The 22,753-nt window shown below is 72.6% G+C and carries 18 protein-coding genes; 12 read left to right on the top strand and 6 right to left on the bottom strand.

Going from position 1 to position 22,753, the window contains the following annotated elements:
- Positions 1-28: 28 nt before the first annotated feature.
- Positions 29-3,694 (bottom strand): glycoside hydrolase family 3 C-terminal domain-containing protein, encoded by a 3,666-nt coding sequence (locus ACFY0K_RS34990; protein WP_390643197.1) that lies wholly within the window; start codon positions 3,692-3,694, stop codon positions 29-31.
- A 274-nt stretch (positions 3,695-3,968) separates the two neighbouring features.
- Here ACFY0K_RS34990 and ACFY0K_RS34985 point away from each other — a divergent pair, with 274 nt between their 5' ends.
- From ACFY0K_RS34985 to ACFY0K_RS34975, 3 genes are all read left to right on the top strand, one after another.
- A complete protein-coding gene (locus ACFY0K_RS34985; RefSeq protein WP_390643196.1) occupies positions 3,969-5,234 on the top strand; it encodes an ROK family protein in 1,266 nt (421 codons plus the stop codon).
- Positions 5,235-5,296: 62 nt separating this feature from the next.
- The gene (locus tag ACFY0K_RS34980) at positions 5,297-6,052 is read left to right on the top strand and encodes an IclR family transcriptional regulator (RefSeq protein ID WP_390643195.1); all 756 of its coding nucleotides are present in this window, start codon (positions 5,297-5,299) and stop codon (positions 6,050-6,052) included.
- 98 nt (positions 6,053-6,150) lie between these two features.
- A complete protein-coding gene (locus tag ACFY0K_RS34975; protein ID WP_390643194.1) occupies positions 6,151-7,467 on the top strand; it encodes a PP2C family protein-serine/threonine phosphatase in 1,317 nt (438 codons plus the stop codon).
- A 146-nt stretch (positions 7,468-7,613) separates the two neighbouring features.
- Here the strand turns inward: ACFY0K_RS34975 and ACFY0K_RS34970 are convergent, their stop codons facing one another.
- Entirely contained in the window at positions 7,614-8,039 is a 426-nt protein-coding gene (locus tag ACFY0K_RS34970; protein WP_390643193.1) for an ATP-binding protein, read from the bottom strand.
- Between the two features lie 199 nt (positions 8,040-8,238).
- On the opposite strand from ACFY0K_RS34970, the gene ACFY0K_RS34965 reads away from it, so the two are divergent.
- The 8 genes from ACFY0K_RS34965 (at position 8,239) to ACFY0K_RS34930 (ending at position 16,638) form a co-directional block, all read left to right on the top strand.
- On the top strand, positions 8,239-9,006 hold the full coding sequence (locus tag ACFY0K_RS34965) for an IclR family transcriptional regulator (RefSeq protein ID WP_351956241.1): 768 nt from the start codon (positions 8,239-8,241) through the stop codon (positions 9,004-9,006).
- A gap of 53 nt (positions 9,007-9,059) precedes the next feature.
- Positions 9,060-10,580, top strand: a complete 1,521-nt coding sequence (gene glpK / locus ACFY0K_RS34960; RefSeq protein ID WP_390643192.1) for a glycerol kinase GlpK — start codon at positions 9,060-9,062, stop codon at positions 10,578-10,580.
- Between the two features lie 178 nt (positions 10,581-10,758).
- Positions 10,759-11,154, top strand: coding sequence for a hypothetical protein (locus ACFY0K_RS34955; RefSeq protein WP_390643191.1), 396 nt, complete (start codon positions 10,759-10,761; stop codon positions 11,152-11,154).
- 56 nt (positions 11,155-11,210) lie between these two features.
- Positions 11,211-12,440, top strand: a complete 1,230-nt coding sequence (locus ACFY0K_RS34950) for an acyl-CoA dehydrogenase family protein (RefSeq protein ID WP_390643190.1) — start codon at positions 11,211-11,213, stop codon at positions 12,438-12,440.
- Positions 12,437-13,351, top strand: coding sequence for a hypothetical protein (locus tag ACFY0K_RS34945; RefSeq protein WP_390643189.1), 915 nt, complete (start codon positions 12,437-12,439; stop codon positions 13,349-13,351). The genes ACFY0K_RS34950 and ACFY0K_RS34945 overlap by 4 nt, the downstream gene beginning before the upstream one ends.
- Positions 13,352-13,371: 20 nt before the next feature.
- Positions 13,372-14,313, top strand: a complete 942-nt coding sequence (locus tag ACFY0K_RS34940) for a HesA/MoeB/ThiF family protein (protein WP_390643188.1) — start codon at positions 13,372-13,374, stop codon at positions 14,311-14,313.
- 96 nt (positions 14,314-14,409) lie between these two features.
- Complete coding sequence (locus ACFY0K_RS34935) at positions 14,410-15,837, top strand: MFS transporter (protein ID WP_390643187.1); 1,428 nt, start codon at positions 14,410-14,412, stop codon at positions 15,835-15,837.
- Between the two features lie 75 nt (positions 15,838-15,912).
- On the top strand, positions 15,913-16,638 hold the full coding sequence (locus ACFY0K_RS34930; protein ID WP_390643186.1) for a response regulator transcription factor: 726 nt from the start codon (positions 15,913-15,915) through the stop codon (positions 16,636-16,638).
- Positions 16,639-16,713: 75 nt separating this feature from the next.
- Here ACFY0K_RS34930 and ACFY0K_RS34925 read toward each other — a convergent pair whose 3' ends face one another.
- Entirely contained in the window at positions 16,714-17,238 is a 525-nt protein-coding gene (locus tag ACFY0K_RS34925; RefSeq protein ID WP_390643185.1) for a helix-turn-helix domain-containing protein, read from the bottom strand.
- 482 nt (positions 17,239-17,720) lie between these two features.
- On the opposite strand from ACFY0K_RS34925, the gene ACFY0K_RS34920 reads away from it, so the two are divergent.
- Complete coding sequence (locus ACFY0K_RS34920; RefSeq protein WP_390643184.1) at positions 17,721-18,983, top strand: beta-ketoacyl-[acyl-carrier-protein] synthase family protein; 1,263 nt, start codon at positions 17,721-17,723, stop codon at positions 18,981-18,983.
- Positions 18,984-19,000: 17 nt separating this feature from the next.
- Here the strand turns inward: ACFY0K_RS34920 and ACFY0K_RS34915 are convergent, their stop codons facing one another.
- The 3 genes from ACFY0K_RS34915 to ACFY0K_RS34905 all read right to left on the bottom strand — a co-directional run bounded on the left by ACFY0K_RS34915 (position 19,001) and on the right by ACFY0K_RS34905 (position 22,679).
- Positions 19,001-20,734: an alpha/beta fold hydrolase gene (locus ACFY0K_RS34915; RefSeq protein WP_390643183.1), complete on the bottom strand. Its 1,734-nt coding sequence runs from the start codon at positions 20,732-20,734 to the stop codon at positions 19,001-19,003.
- A 180-nt stretch (positions 20,735-20,914) separates the two neighbouring features.
- On the bottom strand, positions 20,915-21,613 hold the full coding sequence (locus ACFY0K_RS34910) for an NADPH-dependent F420 reductase (protein ID WP_390643182.1): 699 nt from the start codon (positions 21,611-21,613) through the stop codon (positions 20,915-20,917).
- A gap of 34 nt (positions 21,614-21,647) precedes the next feature.
- Positions 21,648-22,679, bottom strand: coding sequence for an LLM class flavin-dependent oxidoreductase (locus ACFY0K_RS34905; protein WP_390643366.1), 1,032 nt, complete (start codon positions 22,677-22,679; stop codon positions 21,648-21,650).
- Between the last annotated feature and the right edge of the window lie 74 nt (positions 22,680-22,753).

Raw genomic sequence — 22,753 nt, 5'->3', positions numbered from 1 at the left:
ACGGGCGCCGGCGCCGGCCTCGGGCGGCTCAGCCCACGGCCACCGCGAAGACGTGCAGGGACACCTGGTTCACCGCGACCGGCGCGCCCATGTCCGGCAGGGTGAGATAGGCCGGGGTCTTCCCGGCCGCCAGCGCCACCGTCTGCGCGTAGACGCTCACCCGCTGGTCCTTCTTGCCGTCCGCCGTGTCGAGGTACGGCGTGGAGGCGAGGATGTCGCCGCCGGGCGGGGCGGTGTTGGACCACCAGTCGGGGAAGGTCAGCGAGAACGCCTGGGTGCTGCCGTCGGTATAGGTGATCAGCCCGGAGCCGGAGCCGTCGCCGTACGCACTGGTGCCGAGCAGCCCCAGCTTCGTCGCCCCGGCCGGGACCCCGGTGAGCGGGACCGTCTGGCCGAGCGCGGCGATGTTGTCGTACGCGCCGGTGCCGGTGGCGGGCCAGTCGTAGGTGAGCCCGCCGTGGCTCACCGCGCTCCCGGAGGCGACGCCGGCCGCCGCGAGGGCCTGCTGGGAGAGGCCGATGTGCTCGCCGTCGATGTCGGCCCCGCCCGGGTTGCCGTCGTCGGCGACCCCGGTGTTGTTGCGGGCCGCGGCGAAGTCGGCGTACGGCACCAGCACCCTGGTCGCCGCCTGGTCGTCGCTGTGCGCGCCCTGGTAGGTCGCGGAGGCGGAGACGGCGTAGTTGCCCGGCGCCGGGGTGCCGGAGTCGGGCGTCAGCTTCCAGGTGGTGACGGCCTTGGCGCCCGGCGCCAGTGAGCCGAAGGAGGCCGGGGTGACGGCGGTGGCGTGCCAGCCGGCGGGCGCGGACAGGGCGACCTGGACGTCGCCCAGCGCGCCGGGGCCGGTGTTGGTGTAGGTGGTGGTCAGGGTGGCCGCCGTACCGGAGGAGAGCACCCCGCCGCCGGTGATGCCGAGCGGGTGGCCGACGCGGATCGCCGCACCGCCGGTCACGCCGCCGACGGTGGCCCGGATCGTCGCCACGCCGTTGCCGACCGCGGTGACGACGCCCTTGGCCGAGACGGTCGCGACCGAGGTGTCGCTGCTGGAGTACCGGACCCGGGTGGTGGCCAGATCCACGAACGACCCGTCGGTGTCGACCGCCTCGACCACGTGGTCCGCCTGCACGGACATGTTGCGGCCGGGCTGTTGCGCGGGGTCGGTGTCGTCCTTGATCCACCGGTTGGTGCCGGTCAGGTCGATGGTGTCGCCGGCCTGGTACACCAACGCCTCGGGCTGCACGGTGACGTACTGCACGTGCGGGGTGAGCCGGCCGTGCACCCGCACGTCCGCGGCCCCGGCGGCGGTCGCCGAGTCCGGGCCTACCTGGAAGCGGTAGGTACCGTCGTACACCACGGACCTGGCGGCCTCGCCGTCCCGGAAGGCCAGGTCGGGGACGCTCACCTTCAGGGTGATGTGCTGCGTCTGCCCGGGCCGCAGGACCCGTGTCTTCTGGAAGCCTGCCAGGCGCTCCTTGGGGAGTTCGACTCCCGGCACGGTGAAGGGGGTCGCCGCGTAGAGCTGTGCGACGGTCGCTCCCGCGGTGCTGCCGGTGTTGGTGACGTCGAAGGAGACCTTCACACTCCCGTCGGCGCTCACGGACGTCCGGTCGGCCCGGGTGTGCGAGTAGCGGAAGGAGGTGTAGCTCAGCCCGTAGCCGAAGGGGTAGCTGGGTGTTCCCGTGAAGTACTGGTAGGTACGGCCCAGTCCGCCGGTGGCGCCCGCCGTCAGGTCGTAGTCGGACATCGCCGGCAGCTGCGAGTCGTCCTTGTACCAGGTGAAGTCCAGGTGCCCGCTCGGGTTCTGCTTCCCGAACAGCACGGCGGCCAGTGCGGTGCCCTGGGACTGCCCGTTGTACCCGGCGAAGACGATCGCGGGAACCTTGCCCTTCAGCGCCTCGACGTCCACGGGGCCGGCCGACTGGATGTCCAGCACCGTGCGCGGGTTGCCCAGTGCGGCGACCTGGTCGACCAGGTCGGCGTAGTTGCCGGGCAGCGCGAGGGTGGTGCGGTCCTTGCCCTCGGAGGCGACGTCGGTGTCCGTGCCCACCGCGACCACGACCAGGTCCGCGTCCTTGATGTCCGCCTGCGTCCGGGCGCTGAGCTGCGCAGGGCCGGTGGCGGCGGTGGAGGTGCCGGCCGCGTCGTAGACCACCTGGGCGTCCGGGTGGGCGGCCTGCACGGCGGTGGTGATGCCGTCGGCGGCGTCGGTCTGGTGGGTGGGCTCGCCGGAGTAGCCGCCCAGGGTGGTCTTCCCGGCCTGGTCACCGAGGACGACCACCTTGTCCAGCGAGGCGGCGTCGGCGGGCAGCAGCGGCTTGCCCGTTGCCGCCAGTTCGTCGTTCTTGAGCAGGACGACAGCGTTGTCAGCGACCTCGGTGGCGAGGGCCTGATGGCCGGCGGACTCGATGACGTTCTTGGTGATCTTCGTGTACGGGTTGCCGGCGGCCGGGTCGAACTCGCCGGTCTCCATCCGCACCGTGAACAGGCGCACCAGCGAGGTGTCGACCACCCCTTCGCTGAGGATGCCGGCCTGGATCGCCTGCTCCACGTTCTGCGGGGTGGCCTCGGCGCCGGTGCAGTTGGCGTCCGTGCCGGCGCGCAGCGCGTACGCCTGGCCGCCGGCCGCGCCGGAGATCTTCTGCCCGGTGTCGGTGTTGGTCCAGGTGGCGCTGGTGTCCTGGCCGTCCGTGGTCCAGCCGGGCGGGGCCCAGTCGTGGCCGCCGGGGAAGGAGCGGTAGGTGGTGCCGACGGCTCCGCAGTCCGAGGTGATGTAGCCCTGGAAGCCGTAGGTCCGCTGGGCGATCTGGTTGGTGGTGTACGTGTTCGCCACCGACGGAGTGCCGTTGACGGCGTTGTAGGAGGTCATGAGGCCGGAGACGTGGGCCTTCTCGATGAGGCTCTTGAACTGGGCGGTGTAGTAGTCGTAGAGGTCGGTGTCGTTCACCTGCGAGCTGATGCCGGTGCGGTCCTTCTCCACGTTGTTGAGCGCGTAGTGCTTGGCGGTGGCGGCCACCTTGAGGTACTTCGTCTGCCTGCTGCCGTCCTGGTTCTGGCCCTGGTAGCCGTTCACGAACGCCCCGGCCATCTGCGAGACCAGGTACGGGTCCTCGCCGAAGGCCTCGTCGGTACGGCCCCAGCGCGGATCGCGGTCCAGGTTCACGTTGGGCGCCCAGTACGTCAGCGAGCCGTAGTTGTCCGCCGAGTTGCCGAGGTTGTTCTGGCCCGTGCCCCACAGCGACTTGTCCAGGAAGCCGCGCGCCTCGTCCGAGATCGCCTGCGTCTCCTGGTACATGAGCTCCTTGTCCCAGGTCATCGCGGCGGCGAAGTTCGTGGGGAAGCTGGTGGCGTGCACTCCACCGCTCGCTGAGCCCGAGCGGTTGTCCGCGCCGAGGGTGTTGACGCCGTGCTGGCCCTCGCTCCAGTACGTGTACTGCTGCACGCCGAGCCGGGGGATCGCGGGCGCGTTGTTGGTGTGGAGCTGCTGGACCTTCTCGTCCAGTGTCATCCGGGAGACCAGATCGGCCGCCCGCTCCTGGAAGGAGTACGAGGTGTCGAGGTAGATCGGCACGGTGCTGCTCGCGGCGGGCCTCGCGGGCACTCCTGCGGCGGGATGGGCCGCGAGCGCCGTGCTGAGCAGGCCCAGGGAGCAGAGGGCCGCCACGGCGGCGGACCGTAAACAGGTGGATCTCGAGCTCATGTTGCCTCCTCGGGTGGGATGCTGGAGGGCAACGCCGCGGACACGGATCGGCGGCGTCGGATGAGCGGGCCGCGCCATGGCGAGCAACGGCAGCCCGGCGGTCGGGCCGGCCGGCGCTGAACTTCCTTGCGAAACAGGCCAGTTGTGCGGACGGGGCGCGGCAACCTGTTCTATGTTTTGGTTCGAACCAAAACATAGACTGGTGCGTGTTCCTGTCAAGTCCGCGCGCATGCCCCGAGCCACTCGCACCTCTCGGAGCCCCAGGAGGACACCCTTGCTCTCCGCGCGTTCAGCCGGCGTCCCGACCCGCGCCGGTCACACCGACATCCGACGCAACAACCAGGAGCTGGTGCTGCGCCACCTGTGGGCGGCCGGCTCCGCTTCGCGCGCCGGGATCGCCGCCAGCGCGGGGCTCACCAGGGCCACGGTCTCCCGGCTGGTCGGCTCGTTGATCGAGCTGGGCCTGGTGGAGGAGGCCGGGGTCGCGACCGGCGGCGGGCAGGGCAGGCCGGGCACCGAACTGCGGCTGGCCGGACGGCACGTGCTGGCGGTCGGGGCCGAGGTCAACGTCGACTACCTGACCCTGCTGGTGGTCGACCTGGCGAACCGTCAGGTGCACCACTGGCAGCGCCCCTTCGACGCCCACCGCGCCGGTGCGGAGGCCAGCCTCGCCGCCCTGGCCCAGGCGTGCTCCAGCTGGCTGGATTCCCTCCCGGAGCGGCCGGCCGCCGAGCGCGTGCCGTTCGTCGCGGGTCTCGGTGTGGCCGTCCCCGGTCTGGTGGACGAGCGCCGCGGGGTGGTGGGCCGAGCCCCCAACCTCGGCTGGCACGACGTGCCGGTGGCCGAACTGCTGACCGCCGAGCTCGGCGACCGGGTCGGCCCGGTGACGGTCGGCAACGAGGCCAACCGTGCCGCCCTGGCCGAGTACCGGGTCGGCAGCCACGCCGGCACCGAGCACCTGGTGTACGTCACCGGCGACGTGGGCATCGGCGGCGGCCTGATCGTGCAGGGCCGGCCGCTGCTGGGTGCCCGGGGGTACGGCGGCGAGGTCGGCCACATGCTCCTGGACCCGGCCGGGCCGCTGTGCGGCTGCGGGCGGCGCGGCTGCTGGGAGGCGTTCGTGGGACTGGAGGCGCTGCTCGCCGAGGTCGTCGAGCCGTCCGCCGGGCCCGGCGCGGGGGAGTCCTCCGAGGAACGCATCGCCCGCGTGGTCCGGCGCGCCGAGCAGGGAGACGCGAGCGTGCTGAGCGCACTGGACCGGCTCGCGGAGCACGTCGGGACCGGCTGCGCCAACATCGCGGCGCTGTTCGACCCCGACGTGATCGTCCTCGGCGGCTACTTCACCGCGGTGGCCCGCTGGATCATGGCCCCCGCCCGCACCGCGCTCGCGGCCCGGCTCCTCGCCTCCCCGACCCCGGGGACGGGCGAGCTCGCCGTCTCCGAACTGGGCTTCGCCGCCGCGGCCCGCGGCGCCGCCACCCACATCGTCGACCGCGTGATCAGCGATCCCCACGTCCTGCTCGGCACGCGGGGGCGCTGAGTCCCGAGCGGTCCCGGGCCCCGCGTCTTGCCCGCCCGGGGCGTCGGGGGCACGCTGGTGGCATGAGCGTTCACGAGCCCACGCTCATCACGTCGGTGCAGCGCGCCTTCCGTCTGCTGGAGGCGGTGAGCGCGCACGAGAACGGCGCGCCCGCGAAGCAGCTGGCCCGGGAGACGGGCCTGCCGCTGGCCACCGCCTATCACCTGCTGCGCACGATGGTCCACGACGGCTACCTGGGGAAACTGGCCGACGGCGGCTTCGTCCTCGGCGACAAGCTGGGCACGCTGCACACCACGGGGCAGAGCCAGGCGCTGCTCAGCCGGGTCCGGCCGGCGCTGGCCGCGCTCCGTGACGAGCTGGGCACCGCCACCTACCTCACGTTCTACGAGGAAGGCGAGATCAGTGTGGCCGAGATCGTCGACGGCCCCCGCACCCCCCGGGCCGACCTCTGGGTGGGGTTCGAGGACGCCGGGCACGCCACCGCGCTGGGCAAGTCCGTGCTGCGCGAACTGGACGAGGAGGCCCGCCGCGAGTACCTCTCCCGGCACGACCTCGCCGACCTGACGCCACGGACCATCACCACCCTCCCGGAGCTGATCCGCAACCTCGACGCCTCCCCTCTCGCACCGGCGGTCACCGACCTCGAGGAGTACGCGCTGGGCACGGTGTGCGTCGCCGTGCCCGTCTACCGCGGCGACGTCCTCGGCTCGCTCGGCGTCTCCCTCTCGGCGGAACGGCTCTCCCGCCTGCCGGAGGTCCGGGCCCGGCTGCTCCCGACCGCGGCCCGCGTCACCCGGGGCCTCTCGCTCACTATCTGAAATCCCACTCCTTGTGGCTCGCTGACCGAACCTCTTTCCTGGATGAAACGGATAAGTCGGTCTTAAGGGCCACGCGGGCGAGGATTACGGGCAGAGACATGAGGCAGGCGCGAGACCATGGTGGCAACCACTGGCCGTTGCGGCCGCTCAGGAAACCGGGGACCGGTCCTGGGACGCCGGTCCCCAGGCGGGCCTTCTCCCAGCTGGCCGCCGGAATGCCCGTGGTACCGGTTCTGATCGTCCTGGGCATCGCGCTCGCCGACGTCGTCGGCGGGGCGGGGATGTTCTGGCTGCCGCTGCTGGCGGCGGCGCCGGCGCTCGCCGCCAGCACCAACGGGCACCGGGGCGTCCTGTGCGTGGGGTTCCTGGCCGCGGTGCTGGGCGCGACCCTGGGGGCCCGGGAGGCGGGTTCGGGGCGTGAGCTGGCGGCCGTGCTCTCGGCGCTCGTGGCCGTCACCCTGGCCAGTGCTCTGGCCAGCGCGCTGCGCGGCCGCCGGGAACGGGTGCTCGCCGCCGTCCGCTCGGTCGCGGAGGCCGCCCAGCACGCCGTCCTCAAGCCCATCCCGGAGACCGTCGGCCCGTTCCGGGTGGCGGTCCGCTACAGCGCGGCGGCGGCCGAGGCCCGGATCGGCGGCGACCTCTACGCCCTGGTGCCCACCCCGCACGGCGTGAGGCTGATCGTCGGCGACGTACGCGGCAAGGGGCTGCCGGCCGTGGAGATCGCCTCCCTGGTCCTCGGCGTCTTCCGCGAGGCCGCCTACGACGAGCCCGATCTGCTCGCCGTCGTCGCGCGGATCGAGCGGAGCCTGGCGCGCAACCTCGGCCCCGACGACTTCGTCACCGCGATCGTCGTGGGACACCCGCGCGCCGGCCAGCTCGAAGTGGTCAACTGCGGACACGCGTCGCCGCTGCTGATCACCGCATCGGAGGGCGTCACGGCGGTCGAGGCCACCCGCCCGGCTCCGCCGCTCGGCCTGCGCGTCCTCGTCGACGAGCCGCCCTGCCTGGAGATCCTGCCGTTCGCCGAAGGCGACCAGCTGCTGCTCTACACCGACGGGGTCATCGAGGCCCGCGACCGGGCCCGCGAGTTCTATCCGCTGGCCGAGCGGGTGGCCCGCCATGTGTCCGGCGACCCGGAGCACACCCTCTCCGCGGTCCACGACGAACTGCTCGCGCACGTGGGCGGGCGGCTGCACGACGACGCGGCGCTGCTTCTGCTGCGCATGCAGGACGGGGCGGAACCGGCTCCGCCCGTGTCGGAGGAAGAGGAAGGGTGGACGGCCGCCGTCCGGGAACCGGAGGGGCGTGGCGACCACGAATCCGCCCCGGTGATGTCGCGCACCCGGTCCGTCGCGTTCGACGCGGACGGGGGAAGGCGGTTCGCCGGCGTGTTCTCGTCGGGGGCCGGCCGCTGAGCGCTCCGCTGGAAGGGCCGTTACGCGTCGGCGGTCGGCCGCGGCGCCGTCGTGGCTGGTCGCGCAGTTCCCCGCGCCCCTTCGGGGCGCTCACACCGGGGCGCTCACACCGGGGCGCTCACACCGGGGCGCTCGCGCCGGGGCGCTCACACCGCGACGAGGTCGGCCCAGCGGGTGACCGCGCCCGGGTGTGTGTGGATGCCGTAGCGGGTCGCCAGGGCGTGGACGATCTCCTCGCCCCGGCCGTGCTCGTCCGGGTCTATCCCCGCGGGCGGTTCTCCCGCCGTACGCGCGGGACCCGAGTCGGTGACCTCGACGCGCAGCGTGCCGATACCGGCGTCGCGCGTCCAGGACAGCCGCAGCACCGCCGGGGGCAGTGCGTGGACGATCGCGTTGGTCAGCAGTTCCGACACCACCAGCAGCGCGTCCTCGACGACGTCCGGGGACACCTGCCAAGCGGCCAGGACCGCGCCGGCCCGCCGACGCACGTCCGGAACGGCACCGGCGACGGGCGGCATCGGGAAGACGTATTCGCTTGCCCGCCGCACCCGCGTATTGAGCTGTACCGCCATCTCGTGTCTCCATGGGTCAGTTCCACAGGACCCGCCTCACGCACCTCGGTGCGTTGCCAGGCCTCTCAGCACGCTAAGGAGCCGCGCGGGGTCGGTCAATGAACGTGGGTCGGCATTACCGAACGCGGCCCCCTTACCCGTGCCGCGTCGGCCCTCCGTACGCACGGCAGACGGTCCGAGACGGTAATAAGCTCGTTTCATGACCGGTCCGGTCCAGTCGATCGAACGGGCGGCCGCGATCCTGCGCCTGCTCGCCGGCGGACCCCGCCGGCTCGGACTCGGAGAGGTGGCGGCCTCCCTCGGGCTGGCCAAGGGCACCGCCCACGGCATCCTGCGCACGCTCCAGCACGTGGACTTCGTGGAACAGGACGCGACGACGGGCAAGTACCAGCTCGGGGCCGCCCTGCTGCACCTCGGCACGAGCTATCTCGACGTCAACGAGTTGCGGTCCCGGTCCATCAACTGGGCCGACGCCCTGGCCGCCCGCAGCGGTGAGGCGGTGCGCCTGGGCACTCCCCTGGAGGGGATGGTCCTGGTCGTCCACCACGTGTTCCGGCCGGACGACACCCTCCAGACCCTGGACGTGGGCGCGCTGCTGCCCCTGCACGCCTCCTCGCTGGGCAAGGTGCTGCTGGCCTACGGCACCGCGACCGTCGACTCCGCCGTGGAATCGGGGCTGGACGCGTACACCCGGCACACCCTGGTCACCCAGGAGCAGCTCACCCGGGCGCTCGCCGAGGTCCGGGAGACGGGCTGGGCCGTCGAGGTACAGGAGATGAGCATGGGCGAGGCGGGGCTCGCCGTGCCGATCCGGGGGCACGGCGGCCTCGTCGTCGGCGCCATCGGGCTGTCCGGCCCGGTCGAGCGGATCTGCGACAGCCAGGGCCGGCCCCGGCCCGGCCTGATCACGCTGATCCGGGAGGCCGCGAGAGCGATCTCCCGGGATTTGGGAGCCGCCCGCTGGTAAGCCCCTCCTCCCCCCGCGCCCACTCCGCGACCCATCGGAAGGCGGACCCGATCATGGTGGAGCGTTACGTGATGTCCATCGATCAGGGCACCAATTCCACGCGATGCATCCTGTTCGACCGGGGCGGGCGGCTGGTGTCGGTCGCGCAGCGGGAGCACCACCAGCACTTCCCCCGGCCCGGCTGGGTCGAGCACGACGCCGTCGAGATCTGGCACAACCTGCGGCGGGTGATGACCGAGGTCCTCACCGGCGCGGGTACGGCCGTCGACGCGAGCCAGGTCGCCGCCATCGGCCTGGCCAACCAGCGCGAGACGACCGTGCTCTGGGACCGGCGTACGGGCACCCCGCTGGGCCGGGCGCTGGTCTGGCAGGACACGCGCACGGCGCCGCTCGTCGAGGAACTCAGGGTCCGGCCCGGAGAGGAGTTCTTCCTCGACCGGTGCGGCCTGCCGCCCTCCACCTACTTCTCCGCGCTGCGCATCCGCTGGCTGTTCGACCACGTCAAAGGCCTGGAACAGCGCGCCAAGGACGGCGAGGTGCTGTTCGGCACGATGGAGAGCTGGCTGATCTGGAACCTCACCGGCGGCGCCGACGGCGGTCTGCACATCACCGACGCCACCAACGCCAGCCGCACCATGCTGATGAACATCCGCACGCTCACCTGGGACGAGGAGCTCCTGGCCTTCTTCGGCGTCCCCCGCCCGATGCTGCCCGAGATCAGGTCCTCCGCGGAGACCTACGGCGAGGCCCGCGCGCAGCTCCCCGGCGTTCCCATCACGGCCGCGCTCGGCGACCAGCAGGCGGCGCTCTTCGGCCAGACCTGCTTCTCCCCGGGCGAGGCGAAGTGCACGTACGGAACGGGCAGCTTTCTGCTGCTCAACACCGGCACCGACGTCGTGCGGTCCCGGCACGGCCTGCTCACCACGGTCGCCTACAAGATCGGGGACCGGCGGCCCGTCTACGCCCTTGAAGGGTCGATAGCCGTCACCGGCGCACTGGTCCAGTGGTTCCGCGACCGGCTGGGGCTGATCAACAGTGCGCCGGAGATCGAGACACTCGCGCGGACCGTCGAGGACAACGGCGGGTGCTACATCGTCCCCGCCTTCTCCGGCCTGTTCGCCCCGCGCTGGCGCAGTGACGCACGCGGCGTCATCGTCGGCCTCACCTCCTACATCACCAGCGGGCACCTGGCGCGGGCCGTCCTGGAGGCCACGGGCTGGCAGACGCGCGAGGTCGTCGACGCCATGAACGCCGACTCCTCCGTGGCGCTGAAGGAGCTGAAGGTGGACGGGGGCATGACGGCGGACAACCTGCTCATGCAGTTCGTCGCCGACGTGCTCGACGTGCCCGTCGTGAGGCCCATGGTCTCCGAGACGGTCTCCCTGGGGGCCGGCTACGCCGCCGGGCTCGCCGCGGGCTACTGGCCGGATCTCGAGGTGCTGCGCCGCAACTGGCACCCGGCCGCAAGGTGGCTGCCGGGAATGGACCCCGGCCACCGGGAGGCGGAGTACGACAACTGGCAGCGGGCCGTCGAACGGTCGCTGGGCTGGATCAGGCCGCCCGGGTCGCGCTGAGCACGTTCTCCTTTCCGCCGGCTGTTTTCCGCCGCCCGGTCTCCGTGCCCTCTTTCCGTGTCCTTTCCGCTTCCCTTCGGTCTTATGTTGCCGTGGTGGAAGCCGGCCGGGACGGCCCCTAACGTTCTTTCACGGGCGCTTTCGCGCAGAAGAAGCGAGCGAAGAGCGAAGGGGGAACATGTCTGTTTTTCCGTCCGGTGAAATGGCCGGCAAGGTCTTCACCAGTTTGTTCACCGTATTGCTGGAGGACGAGGATTTCGTGGCGCGGGCCCGCCGGGAGGGGCTGTCCGTCCGGCTCGTCCACACGAAGCCCGACTGCGAGATCTTCGTGTCACCGCAGCGCGGCGTCCGCGTCGGCGAGGACCAGGCGGGGCCGGCGGCGATCACCCTCCGGATGTCCTGCGACACGGCGCACGCGCTGTGGATGGGGCGGCTCCTGGTGCCCGTCGCCATCGCCACGGGCCGGCTCCGGATCCGCGGCAGGGTCGCCAAGGTACTGGAACTCGTGCCCACGCTGCGGCCCGCGTTCGACCGGTACCCCGCCATCGCGGCCGCCGCCGGCATCCACGCGTGAACCAGCCCGGGCGATCCGCCCCGGACATCGAACCGACACAAGGAGTGATACCGCACGTGAACACCGCTCTCTCCGAATCCGTGTCCGAGACGGCGCTGAACTTCGACGTGCTGCCGCACGACGTCGAGGAGTTCCGGGAAACCGTAAAGGAATTCGCCCGGAACGTCGTCGAACCCCGCGTGCAGGAACTCGACCAGAAACCGGCGGCGCATTTCGACTGGGACCTCGTCGGCCACGGCCACCGGACCGGTCTCACCCGCGCGGCGGTCCCGAAGGAGTACGGCGGCCTGGGCGTCGGGATGCTGGGCGTCGCCACCGCGCTGGAGGAGGTGGCCGCGGTCTGCCCCGGCACGGCACTGATCTTCGGCGCCACCCTGCTCGGCCAGGCGCCGGTCCTGCTCTCCGGCGACCCGCGGCTGCAGGCCCGCTTCCTGCCGCTGTTCTCGGGCGACGAACCGGTCCTCGCCTGCAACGCCGTCACCGAGGAGGACGCCGGCTGCGACCTCATCATCCCCTCCCAGGCCGAACACGCGCGCAATGTGACGACCGCCCGCCGAGACGGGGACGACTACGTGCTGACGGGCCGCAAGCGGTTCATCACCAACGCGAAGGTCGCCGCGTTCGCCTCCGTGTTCGCCACCATGGAGGGCAGCCGGGGCGCGACCGGGCTCACCTCCTTCATCGTCCCCCTCGACCTCCCCGGAGTGGTCCGCGGACCCGTGGCGGACAAGATGGGATACCGCGCCTGCCTGGGCAGTGAGCTGGAGTTCCACGACGTCCGGGTGCCCGCCGAGTACATGGTCGGTGCGGAGGGCGAGGGTATGGCCATCAACATGGCGCAGAGCAACATGGCGCGCGCCGCGGTGGCCGGCATCTCCACGGGTGTGGCACGCAGCGCCCTGGAACAGGCGGTGGCCTGGTGCGGCGAGCGGGTGCAGGGCGGCCGCCCCCTCAAGGACCAGCAGTTCACGGCGGCGAAGCTGGCCGGCATGGCGGCCAAGGTGGACGCCGCCCGCCTGCTGTACCTGCGGGCGGCGGACAAGGTCGACAACGAACTGCCGCCACCGGTCTACGAACCGGCCGCGGCCAAGCTGTTCGCGGACCGGACCGCGATCGACGTGGCCGAGACCGCCCTCTCCCTGCTCGGCGCCCGCGGCTACCTGCGCTCCTACGGCCTGGAGAAGACGATGCGGGACGCGCTCGGCACCCGGATCTACGAGGGCACCCCCGAGGTCCTCGCCCTCGCCGTCACCGAGAGCCTCTACGCCGAGAAGGACGAGTGGTGACCGCCCGGCGCTACGCCCGGGACATCATCCGGCTCCACGACCGGCTCAGCTACCGCCGGCTGCCCCAGGAGCTGAGGGGCGACCCGCTCTCCCTCGTGGAGGACCCCGCCGGCGCACTGATCACCGTCACGGGCCGCGACAGCCAGTTCCCCTCCCGCTACCTCAAGGGGATGCTGGGCTTCCGCCTCGCCCAGTACCTCCGGCTCGACTGGATCTCGGCCGACGCGGTCCACCGCGCCGCGGCCTTCCACGAACCCCTGCCGCACTCGCCGGTGGAGAACATCCACACGGTCACGCTGTGCGTGCGCACCGGGAAGATCCGCGGGTACGTGGGACTGGCCTGCTCGGCGGATCCCGAGAGCCTGCCCCTGGACTCCGCGTGCCGTACCCCGTTCCCGACGGAGGCCGCCCACCGCATCGACCTGCTCGCCAGGTACGCCCGGCCCGGCCTTGGCACCCACCAGGCCTTCGAGTTCAAGCGGTTCCTGCGCGACCAGACGATGCCACGGGACGAGCAGCACGCCCGCGTCCCCTGGCACCTCATGCTCGGCATCGGCGAGGCGCTGCTCGCCCTGGGCGACGGCGTGCGCGTCGTGCTGGGCGACGCCAAGGAGCACGTCGCCCTGCGCCATCTGCGGCTGGTCGGTTTCGACCTGCACGTCGTCGAGGGCACCTCGCCGTACCTGTGCCCCTCGGATCCCATGGCGCCCATCTACCGGCAGACGGTCGTGGCCAAGCCGTTCGCCGCCCCGGTGCCCGCCGACATCGGCTGGTACCGGGACGTGGTCCGCTCCTACCTCGACGGGACGAGCGACCTGGCCTCCTGGCAGGCCGTGATCACCACCCTGGCAGCACGCAGGGCGAGTACGGGACAGCGTCCCGATCCCGCACGAGGAGGGGCCGGCAGGTGACGAACGGCGACGGAGAACGGATGACCGGGACGGCCGCAGAGCCCACGGCCGAGGGCCGCTTCTACACCGAGCTGACCGCCCGCAACGCCGGCGTGGTGTCCGAGACCGGCCAGCGGGCGCTGCGCACGGCCACCGTCCTGGTGGCCGGCTGCGGATCCATCGGCGGCGCCGCCGTCGAACCACTGGCCCGGCTCGGCCTGCGGAGATTCGTCCTCGCCGACCCGGGGACGTACGAACTCAACAACCTCAACCGGCAGTCGGCGACCGTCGCCGACCTCGATCGCAACAAGGCCGCGCTGGCCGGGGACCGGGTACGGGCGATCAACCCGCACGCCTCGGTCGAGGTCTTCACCGACGGGGTCACCGGGCAGAACGCCGAGAAGCTGACGGCCTCGTGCCAGGTGGTCGTCGACGGAGTGGACGTGACGACCCCCGAGGGATGGCGGGCCAAACTCCTGCTGCACCGGCACGCGGTACAGCGAGGGCTGCCCCTGATCACCGGCTGGGACATGGCGGGCACCCAGTACGTCCGCTGCTACGACTACCGGTACGTCCGCGAACCGTTCGCCGGCGCCGTCGGCCCGCACGACGCGGACCGCTACGACATGTGGGACCTGCTGCGCCGCGCCGTTCCGCTGCGGCACGTGCCGGCGGACATGCTGGCCGAGATCCGGGCCAACCACGCCCGGAGCGACTACAGCTTCCCGCAGGTCGCCTACACGGCGATGGCGTTCGGCGTGATCAGCTCCCACATGGTGGTGCGGCTGCTGGCCGGGCAGCGGGTGCGGCCCGAGGTCCGTCTCGACGTGCACCAGCAGGCCAGGCCGTTCGGGGAGCGGTGGCGCACCCGGGTGCGCCGGCCGGTGGAACTGGCGGCGCTGCTGCCGGAGCTCCTGCGGCTGGCCCGGCGTTCCGGCGCGGACCGGCCACCGCTGAGCGCGGTGGACCGCGACGTCTCCTGAGCCCCGGCCCGAAACCCCTGAACCCAGGGCCGCGCGTTCACCGGCGACGAGCCGGATGCGAACGCGCGGCCTCATGACGCGACCACGGAGGTGGACATGAGTGTCCGGCAACGGCACGTGCTGTGGACGTTCTTCTGCTGTGGCCTGGGCGTGGCCATGGTGTCGCTCGACAACCTCGTCGTCATCACGGCCCTGCCGTCGATCCGCGAGGACCTCGGCGGGAGCATCCGGCAACTGGAGTGGACCGTCAACGCCTACACCCTCACCTACTCGGTGCTCATGCTGACCGGCGCGGCCCTCGGGGACCGGTTCGGCCGGCGGCGGATGTTCGGCATCGGCCTCGGCGTCTTCGTCGTCGCGTCGGCCGGGGCCGCGCTGGCCCCCGGCATCGGCGCCCTGATCGCCGCCCGCGCCGTACAGGGCCTGGGCGCCGCGCTGCTGATGCCGCTGAACCTGACGATCCTCACGGAAGCGGCGCCCGAGCGGCGGCGCGGCGCCCTGCTGGGCGCGATGAGCGCGGTGGAGGGCGTCGCGATCGCCATGGGCCCGCTCCTCGGCGGTGCGGTGGTGGAGCACCTGAGCTGGCAGTGGATCTTCTGGATCAACGTGCCGATCGGCGCGCTGGTGCTGCCCGTCGCCCGGTGGAAGCTCACCGAGAGCCACGGGCCGAGTCCGCGCCTGGACCTGGTGGGCACGGTCCTGGCCAGTGCCGGGCTCTTCGGGATCGTCTTCGGCATCATCAACGGCCACGCGGACCACTGGACCAGCGCGCGTGTCCTGCTGTCGCTGGCCGGTGGGGCGGCCGTCCTGCTCGCCTTCGTCCGCTGGGAACTGCGGGCCGAACACCCCATGTTCCCGATGAAGTTGTTCCGCCACCGCACCTTCAGCGCCATGAACGCCGCCGGGCTGCTGATGTTCGCCGGCATGTTCGGCTCGGTCTTCCTGCTCACCCAGTTCCTCCAGGGACCGCGCGGCTACACCCCTCTGGAGGCGGGCCTGCGGATCCTGCCGTGGACGGCGGTCCCCATTTTCGTGGCGCCCCTGGTGGGCCTGGTCTCCGACCGCGTCGGCGGCCGGACCATCGTGGCGCTCGGCCTGGCCCTCCAGGCCCTCGGACTGGGCTGGATCGCCGCCCGGGTCTCGCCCGACGTCCCCTATCCGTCGCTGGTTCCCGCCCTGGTCCTGTGCGGCCTCGGCATGACCTGCTACTTCACCCCCACCGCGAACATGGTGATGAGCGCGGTCGGCACCGGGGAGCGCGGCATGGCCTCCGGGGCGATCAGCGCGCTGCGCGAACTGGGCGGGGTACTGGGCATCGCGGTCCTCGCCTCGGTGTTCTCCGCGAACGGCGACCTCACCACGGCGGACCGGTTCACGGACGGCATGGTTCCGGCGGTGTGGACCGGCGTCGCCCTGATCGCCTGCGGAGCGCTGGCCGTCCTGCTGGTGCCGCGGCGCCCCCGCGCCGGCCGCCCCGCCGACCCCGAACCGGCCGTGCCCGGCTGTGTGGGCGACCTGGTGTGACGGCATGGCCGCCATCGGCAGGTCCGGCCGGAGGAGAAGGAGAGCTCCGGCCGGCGCGGACGGAAGGGGACAGCGATGAGTTCACAGATCCGGGTCCTGCTGGCGGACGACCGGTCCATAGCCCGCACCGGAATCCGGTCCGTCCTCGACGGGGACGGCGGCATCGAGGTGGTCGGCGAGGTGTCCGACCTGGCGAGCGCGGTGGGGAAGGCCCGTGAACTCCGGCCGCACCTGGTGCTCGCCGGCGTCCTCCCGGGCATCGTGGGCGCCGGGGAACTGGTCGGCGAACTGGCCGCGTGCTGCGGCGACGAGGGGCCCGGCGTGCTGCTCATGGCCCACGAGGGCGGCCCGGACGCACGGCTCGCCCTCGGGGCCGGGGTGCACGGAGTCGTGCTGCACCGGGTCACCCCGGAACAGCTCCTGTCCGCGATTCACGTCGTGGCGGCCGGCTACCGGATCTTCTTCGAGGAGCAGGGGCCTTCGGGCGGCCACGACGGCAGGTTTCCCGGGGCGGCGGAAATCCCCGGCGTCGCGGCCGCGGGATTCGCGTCGCTGACCCGGCGGGAGCGGGAGGTGTTCCGGCTGCTCGCGCAGGGACTGAGCAATACGGAGATCTCCGCGGCGCTGGTGCTGAGCGAAAACACCGTGAAATCCCATGTGCAACGGCTGCTGGAAAAACTGAACCTGCGCAACCGGGTGCACGCGGTCATCCACGCCTACCGGACGGGTCTGGTGGCGCCGCCGTGCCGGGAGCCCGTCCGCCCGTGCACCGGCTCCCGCGCTCCGCGGGCGCTCCAGTGAGCCTGCGGTGCTCCGCGCGAGCCCTGTTGAGCGCACGGCGCTCAACAGGGCTCGTTTCGTTGGCCGTTGTGAAGATCAGTCGCTTGATTCGAGGAGGTATCCGCGCCCGCTGGCGGTCCGCACGCGCAGCCCGAGACAGACCACCTTGCGGCGGATTCTCATGATGTGCAGGTCGAGGGCGTTCTGGCTGGCCGTGCCGCGCCGGTCGCGGAGCAGGGCGATCAGTTCGTGCCGGGCCACGAGGGTGCCGTACCGCTCGACCAGTGGCTGCAGCAGGTTCATCTGGGTCGGTGACACGGGCACCATCCGGGTGCCGTACCGGAGCAGCCCGTCCTGGTCGAGGACGGGGATCCGGTGCGTGCCGGCCCTGGCCCGGAGCGCCGCGACCCGGGCGGCGAAGTCGGCCCTGCTGACCGGTGCCCGGATCCAGTCCTCCCGCGAGTCGCTCGGCACCGGCGGCGTCGCGCCGTTCTCCACCACGAGGAGCCGGAGGATTCCACGTCGCCGCAGCTGTTCCAGTTCCTGCACCTCGACCGGCCAGCGCAGGACTCGTACGTCCTGGGCGGCCGGGAATAACTGCCCCTCACTGTATTGAGGCACGAATTGACTTCTCCTTTCGGGTGGCTGGAATAATGCGAGGTCCTGCGGGTTTCGTTCCCCCTGCGGCATTACTACCTCACTATGCAGGGTGTTCAAGCGTCGCGGCAACACGTGCATTAGTGGGGGCGTCGTCGGGTGATCTCCATAAAATAGGACAGGCGGCGGGCTGTTAATAGTTCTAATGGTCCTTTGTGTGGTCTCCCGCACCTGCCCCGATCTCGTGAAAAGGGGTGAGGCGCCGGACCGTGCCGGGCGAGTAGATTTCTTCGGGCAGGTGCGCCGACGAAAAAGGTCGATATTCGTGGACTTAGGGAAAGGCATGAAAAGGGCCGAAGAAATTCTCACCTCCGGGGAATTGCTGATCGCCATCATGGCGCTGGTGACGGCCGGGCTCCCCCCGGCGTCCTGGGAGACACCGGGGAACCTCCCGGAGGCGGCGCAAGGCAAGAGACAGGAACACCACCACGCGGAAGGAACCCGGCATGCTGCCCGCGACCACTGACACGAACCGGCCCTACGCCGGCCGGCGAACACCCCGGAGCGCCGATGTGCTGGTGACGGGGCTCGGAGCGACCACCCCGCTCGGCGGCGACGTGCCGTCCAGCTGGGCGGCGCTGCTGGCCGGCCGGTCCGGCGTGACCCGGCTGGACACCCCCTGGGCCGAGCGGCTGCCCGTCCGCATCGCCGGAGGCATGTACGAGGACCCCGTCTTCCGGCTGGACCGGGTCCGGCGGCGGCGCCTCGACCGCAGTCAGGCGGCCGCGGTCGTGGCGGCCGGGGAGGCGTGGACCGACGCCGGCGCGCCGCAGGTCGAGGCCGAACGGCTCGCGGTGGTGGTGGGGACCGGCATCGGCGGCGGGCTCACCCTCCTCGAACAGGACGACCGGCTGGAGCAACGGGGCCCGCGCGCCATCTCGCCGCACACGGTGCCCATGCTGATGCCCAACGGCAGCGCCGCCGCGGTCGGCCTGCTGCTGGGGGCCAGGGCGGGCACGCACGCCCCGACCAGCGCCTGTGCGTCCGGCGCGGAGGCACTGGCGGTCGGCACGCTGCTGATCAGGTCCGGCCGGGCGGACGTGGTCGTCGCGGGCGGCACGGACGCCTGCCTGCACCCGCTGGCGCTCGGCGCGTTCGCCAGGATGCGCGCCCTGTCCCTGCGCAACGACGCCCCGGACCTGGCGTCCCGGCCCTTCGACCAGGAACGCGACGGGTTCGTCATGTCCGAGGGCGCGGGCATGGTCGTTCTGGAGCGCGCCGGCTTCGCGCGGGCGCGCGGCGCGCACGTGCACGCGACGCTGTCGGGCGCGGGGGTCACCTCCGACGCGTACGACGTGACGCTCCCCGCCGCGGAGGGCCAGGTCCGGGCCATCGGCGCGGCGCTGCGGGACGCCGGTCTCACCGGGACCGACATCGATCACGTGAACGCGCACGCCGCCGGCACGCCGCTGGGCGACGTCACCGAGGCCGTCGCCGTGCGGGAGGCGGTGGGCCGGCACCCGGCGGTCACCGCCTGCAAGTCCGCCACCGGCCATCTCCTGGGCGCCTCCGGCGCGGTCGAGGCCGTCTTCACGGTCCTCACCCTGGTGCACGGCCTGATCCCGCCCGTCCGCAACCTGGACAAGGCGTCGGACGGGATCGAACTCGACCTGGTGTCCGGCGGCCCGCGACGGGCAGCCGTCCGGGCGGCCCTGTCCACGTCCTTCGGATTCGGCGGACACAACGTGGTCCTCGCCTTCACGAGGTGACCGTCCGGGAGCTGCCGCTACCGGGTGCCGGCCCGGTCCCGGCAGGACGCCAGAAGCCGTGCCACGGCCGCGGGGCGGGTGAGCTGCGGGCAGTGCCCGGCGCCCTCGATCACCGTGACCGGCCGGTCCACGGGCTCGGTGAGCGGATCCGCCGACCCGGCGACGACGTCCACGGGCAGCCGCAACTCCCGCAGCACACGGCCGAGTTCGGCGCGCTGCCGGTGGCCGTCGCGGAGCGCGGCGACCGCCCGGCGCGCGGCCCCGGCCCGCCGCAGGTCCACCGCGAGGGCGTCGAGCCCCGGGCCCTCGGGCAGCCCCAGGGAACGGGCCAGGCGGGAGGCGGGAGCGGTGCGCAACAGCGGTACGGCCAGCGGCGAGCGCAGAACCGCGGCCGACGGACGCTGCAGGAAGGCGGGCGCGACGAGGACGAGTGCCGCGACGCGGTCGGGGCGGGCCGCGGCGTAGCGGAGTGCGGGGCCGCACGCCAGCGAGTGCGCCACCAGCACCGGCCGGGTCTCCACCGGGCGCAGCAGGTCGGCGAGCCAGTCGTCGAGGGTTGCCGCGCCCGTGCCCGACCTGCCGAAGCCGGGCAGGTCGGGCGCGAGCACGGGCGCGTCCAGGTGGTCCGCCGTGCCGGCCCAGGCGTCGGCGCTCAGCAGGAGTCCGTGCAGCAGCACGTATCCGGGGCGCCGCCGTTCCCCGGTCACCCAGGTGCGGGTGCCCGCCACACCGTGGAAGCCGTAGGGGCGGCGGGCCGGGCCGGAGCGGCCGAAGCGGGTGGCGACCAGGTCGTCGGCCCACTCGCGCAGCGCCGTGCGCACGGGCGGCATGGCCAGTCCGTGCGCCGCGGACAGGGCGCGGGCGGCGGCCGTGTCGTAGCGGTCGGTCGACAGGAACGACAGGGTCTCGGGATCCGCCCGGGTGATCGCTCGGGGCAGCCTGCGCAGCAGACCGACCGGGACCGAGCGGCCGGGGGAGCGCACCCCCATGTGCTCCGCGAGCAGGCCGGCCAGTGCGGGCAGTTCGGGGGTGGAGTCGTCCAGCACCCAGTAGGCGCGGCCTGCGCTCCCGGGGTCCTGCGGAAGCGCGGCCAGGAACCGGACGAAGTGGTCCAGGGTCACGACCGGCAGGAAGACACCGGGGCCGCCGGGCAGGGCCCGCAGCCGGCCCTGCCACAGCCCGGAGACCACCTCGGCCAGGCCGAGGTACTGGCCGGGCCCGATGACCGTACTGGGATTGGCGATGCTCAGCGCGACCCCCAGTTCGCCGGCGCGGGCCCGGACCGCGGCGTCGCCCTCCTGCTTCGACGCCTCGTACGCGCCCAGCCGCCGGTAGTCCGGCGGCCGCCCGTCCGCGGCGGCCATGCGGTAGCCGCTGATGTGCACCACCCGGCGCAGCTTCGGCAGGCCCGCCGCCCAGCCGACCACCCGCACGGCACCGGTCACGTTGACCGCCCGGGCCTCGGCCGCGGTGATGCCGAACGCGAAGCGCGCGGCGGTGTTGTACACGTCCCGGACCCCGGACAGCCCGTCCGCGGGCAGCCCCAGGCCGGGGACGGTGAGGTCGGCCCGGACCACCGTCAGAGCGCTGCGGTCCACGCCCTGCCCGTCGAGCCATGCCGTCAGCCCGGCACCGGAGCCGCGCACCGCGGCCGCCACCCGGTGGCCCCGCCGCAGGAGCTCCGCCACCAGGGAGCGCCCGATGAAGCCCCCGGCGCCGAAGACGATCGAGTCGGTCGAGTCCGAGAGCATGCTGTCTCCTCACCCGGGCCGTGATGCCGTGTCAGCGCTCGGGGAACCGGACCGGAACCCCGTCCGCGGAGCGGCACCCACCGTACCGAAACACCGGGGGCGAAGCGGACGAACCGTGCCCGTACCGCACGATCGGGACGATGCGCCCGGACGCGCAGGCCGTCCTCGTCGTACCCGTGTTCAGACGGCGGGTCCGGTCCGCGCCGCGGCCGCCCGTGCGGCGAGCACGGCGCGTCCGCGGTCGGACTCCGGGAAACGGGCCAGCATCGCACGCAGTTCCCCGGCGCCCACGTCGGCGCCGAAGGGCTCGGTGCCCGGCTCCAGCCGCACCCCCTCGGCGAGCGGGCCCGCCACGACGGGATCGAAGCCGAGCGCGTCGACGAGGTGCGCGACGGCGGCGAGGGCGTCCGGGTCGTCGCCGGCGATCGCGACCGCCTTGCGGCCCGGCACCCCCGCGGGCCGCGCGCCGTCCTCCAGGTCGTGGTAGCCCATGTGGTTGAACGCCTTGACCACCCGCGAGTCCGGCAGATACGCCTGCACGGTCTGGCTGGACGAGGTCAGCGGGTCGGTGAGGTCCGCGCGGACGCCGTCCACCTCCCACCAGTAGTTCATCGCGTCGACGACGAGCTTGCCCCGCAGCGCTTCGGCGGGAACGCCGCGGTACCTGCCGAGCGGCAGGGCCAGCACCACCACGTCCGCCTCCGCCGCGGCCCGCTCGGCGCGGACCGGGACGGCACCGGGGGTGAGCACCTCGACGGTGAGGGCGATCGCGGCGGGGTCGCCGGACCCGGCGATCAGCACGCGGTAGCCGGCCGCCAGCGCCAGCCGGGCCAGTACGGTGCCCACCTTCCCGGCGCCCAGGATCCCGATCGTGCGCACGCCGGCCGTCTCCTTGTCCGTTCCGTGCACGGCGTCAGCCGGCGAGGAGGTCGCGGACCATCGGGATCACCTTCGTGCCGAACAGTTCGACGGCGCGCAGGCGGGCGCTGATCTGCTGGGCCCCGCCGGTGTAGATGAGGTCGAACCGGCCGACGCCGAGCGCCTCGACCGCGCGGGCCATCTTGCGCGCGACCGTCTCCGGGGAGCCGATGTAGAGGGAGCCGTGCTCGATCTCGGCCTCGTACTCCTCCCTGCGGATCGGCGGCCAGCCCCGCTGCGCGCCGATGCGGTCCCGGATGACCCGGTAGTACGGCCAGTGCTGCTCCCGGGCCGCCTCGTCCGTGTCGGCGACGAACCCCGGCGAGTGCATCCCGACCGGGTGCGCGGTCGTCCCGAACTGTTCGGCGGCGCGCCGGTAGAGGTCGATGTACGGCGCGAAGCGCTCCGGCGAGCCGCCGATGATGGCGATCATGAGCGGGAAGCCGTAACGGGCGGTGCGGATGACCGACTGGGGGGTGCCTCCGACGCCGACCCAGGTGCTCAGGTGCCCCGACTCGGTCTTGGGGAAGACGTCGGCGGCTTCGAGCGGGGCCCGCTTGGCGCCGCTCCAGGTGACGGGCTTCTCCTCCAGGAGCTTGGCGAACAGCTCGATCTTCTCCTCGAACAGCACGTCGTAGTCGCTCAGGTCGTATCCGAAGAGGGGGAACGACTCGGTGAAGGACCCGCGCCCCAGGATGACCTCGGCCCGGCCGTTCGAGAGCGCGTCCACGGTGGCGAAGCGCTGGAAGACGCGGACCGGGTCGTCGGAGCTCAGCACGGTCACACCGGAGGCCAGCCGGATGCGGCTGGTGCGCGTGGCGATGCCGGCGAGGACCGTCTCCGGGGTCGAGATCGCGTACTCCGGGCGGTGGTGCTCGCCGAGGGCGATGACGTCGACGCCGGTCTCCTCCGCGAGCACGGCCTCGTCGACGACCTGCCGGATCGCCCGCGCGCCGGACACCAGGGTTCCCGAGTCGTCCTGCGGCACGTCGCCGAAGGTGTCGAGACCGAAGACGAGGTCGGACACGGGGACTGGGTCGGACATGGCGGACTCCTTCGACTAGTTGACGCGTCAATCATCGCTCGCATATGATTGACATG

Source organism: Streptomyces sp. NPDC001507 (assembly GCF_042894765.1).
In the GTDB taxonomy this organism is placed as follows: Bacteria; Actinomycetota; Actinomycetes; order Streptomycetales; family Streptomycetaceae; genus Streptomyces.
Note: the sequence above shows the minus strand (reverse complement) of the source record. Positions and strands in the feature narration are given on the sequence as shown.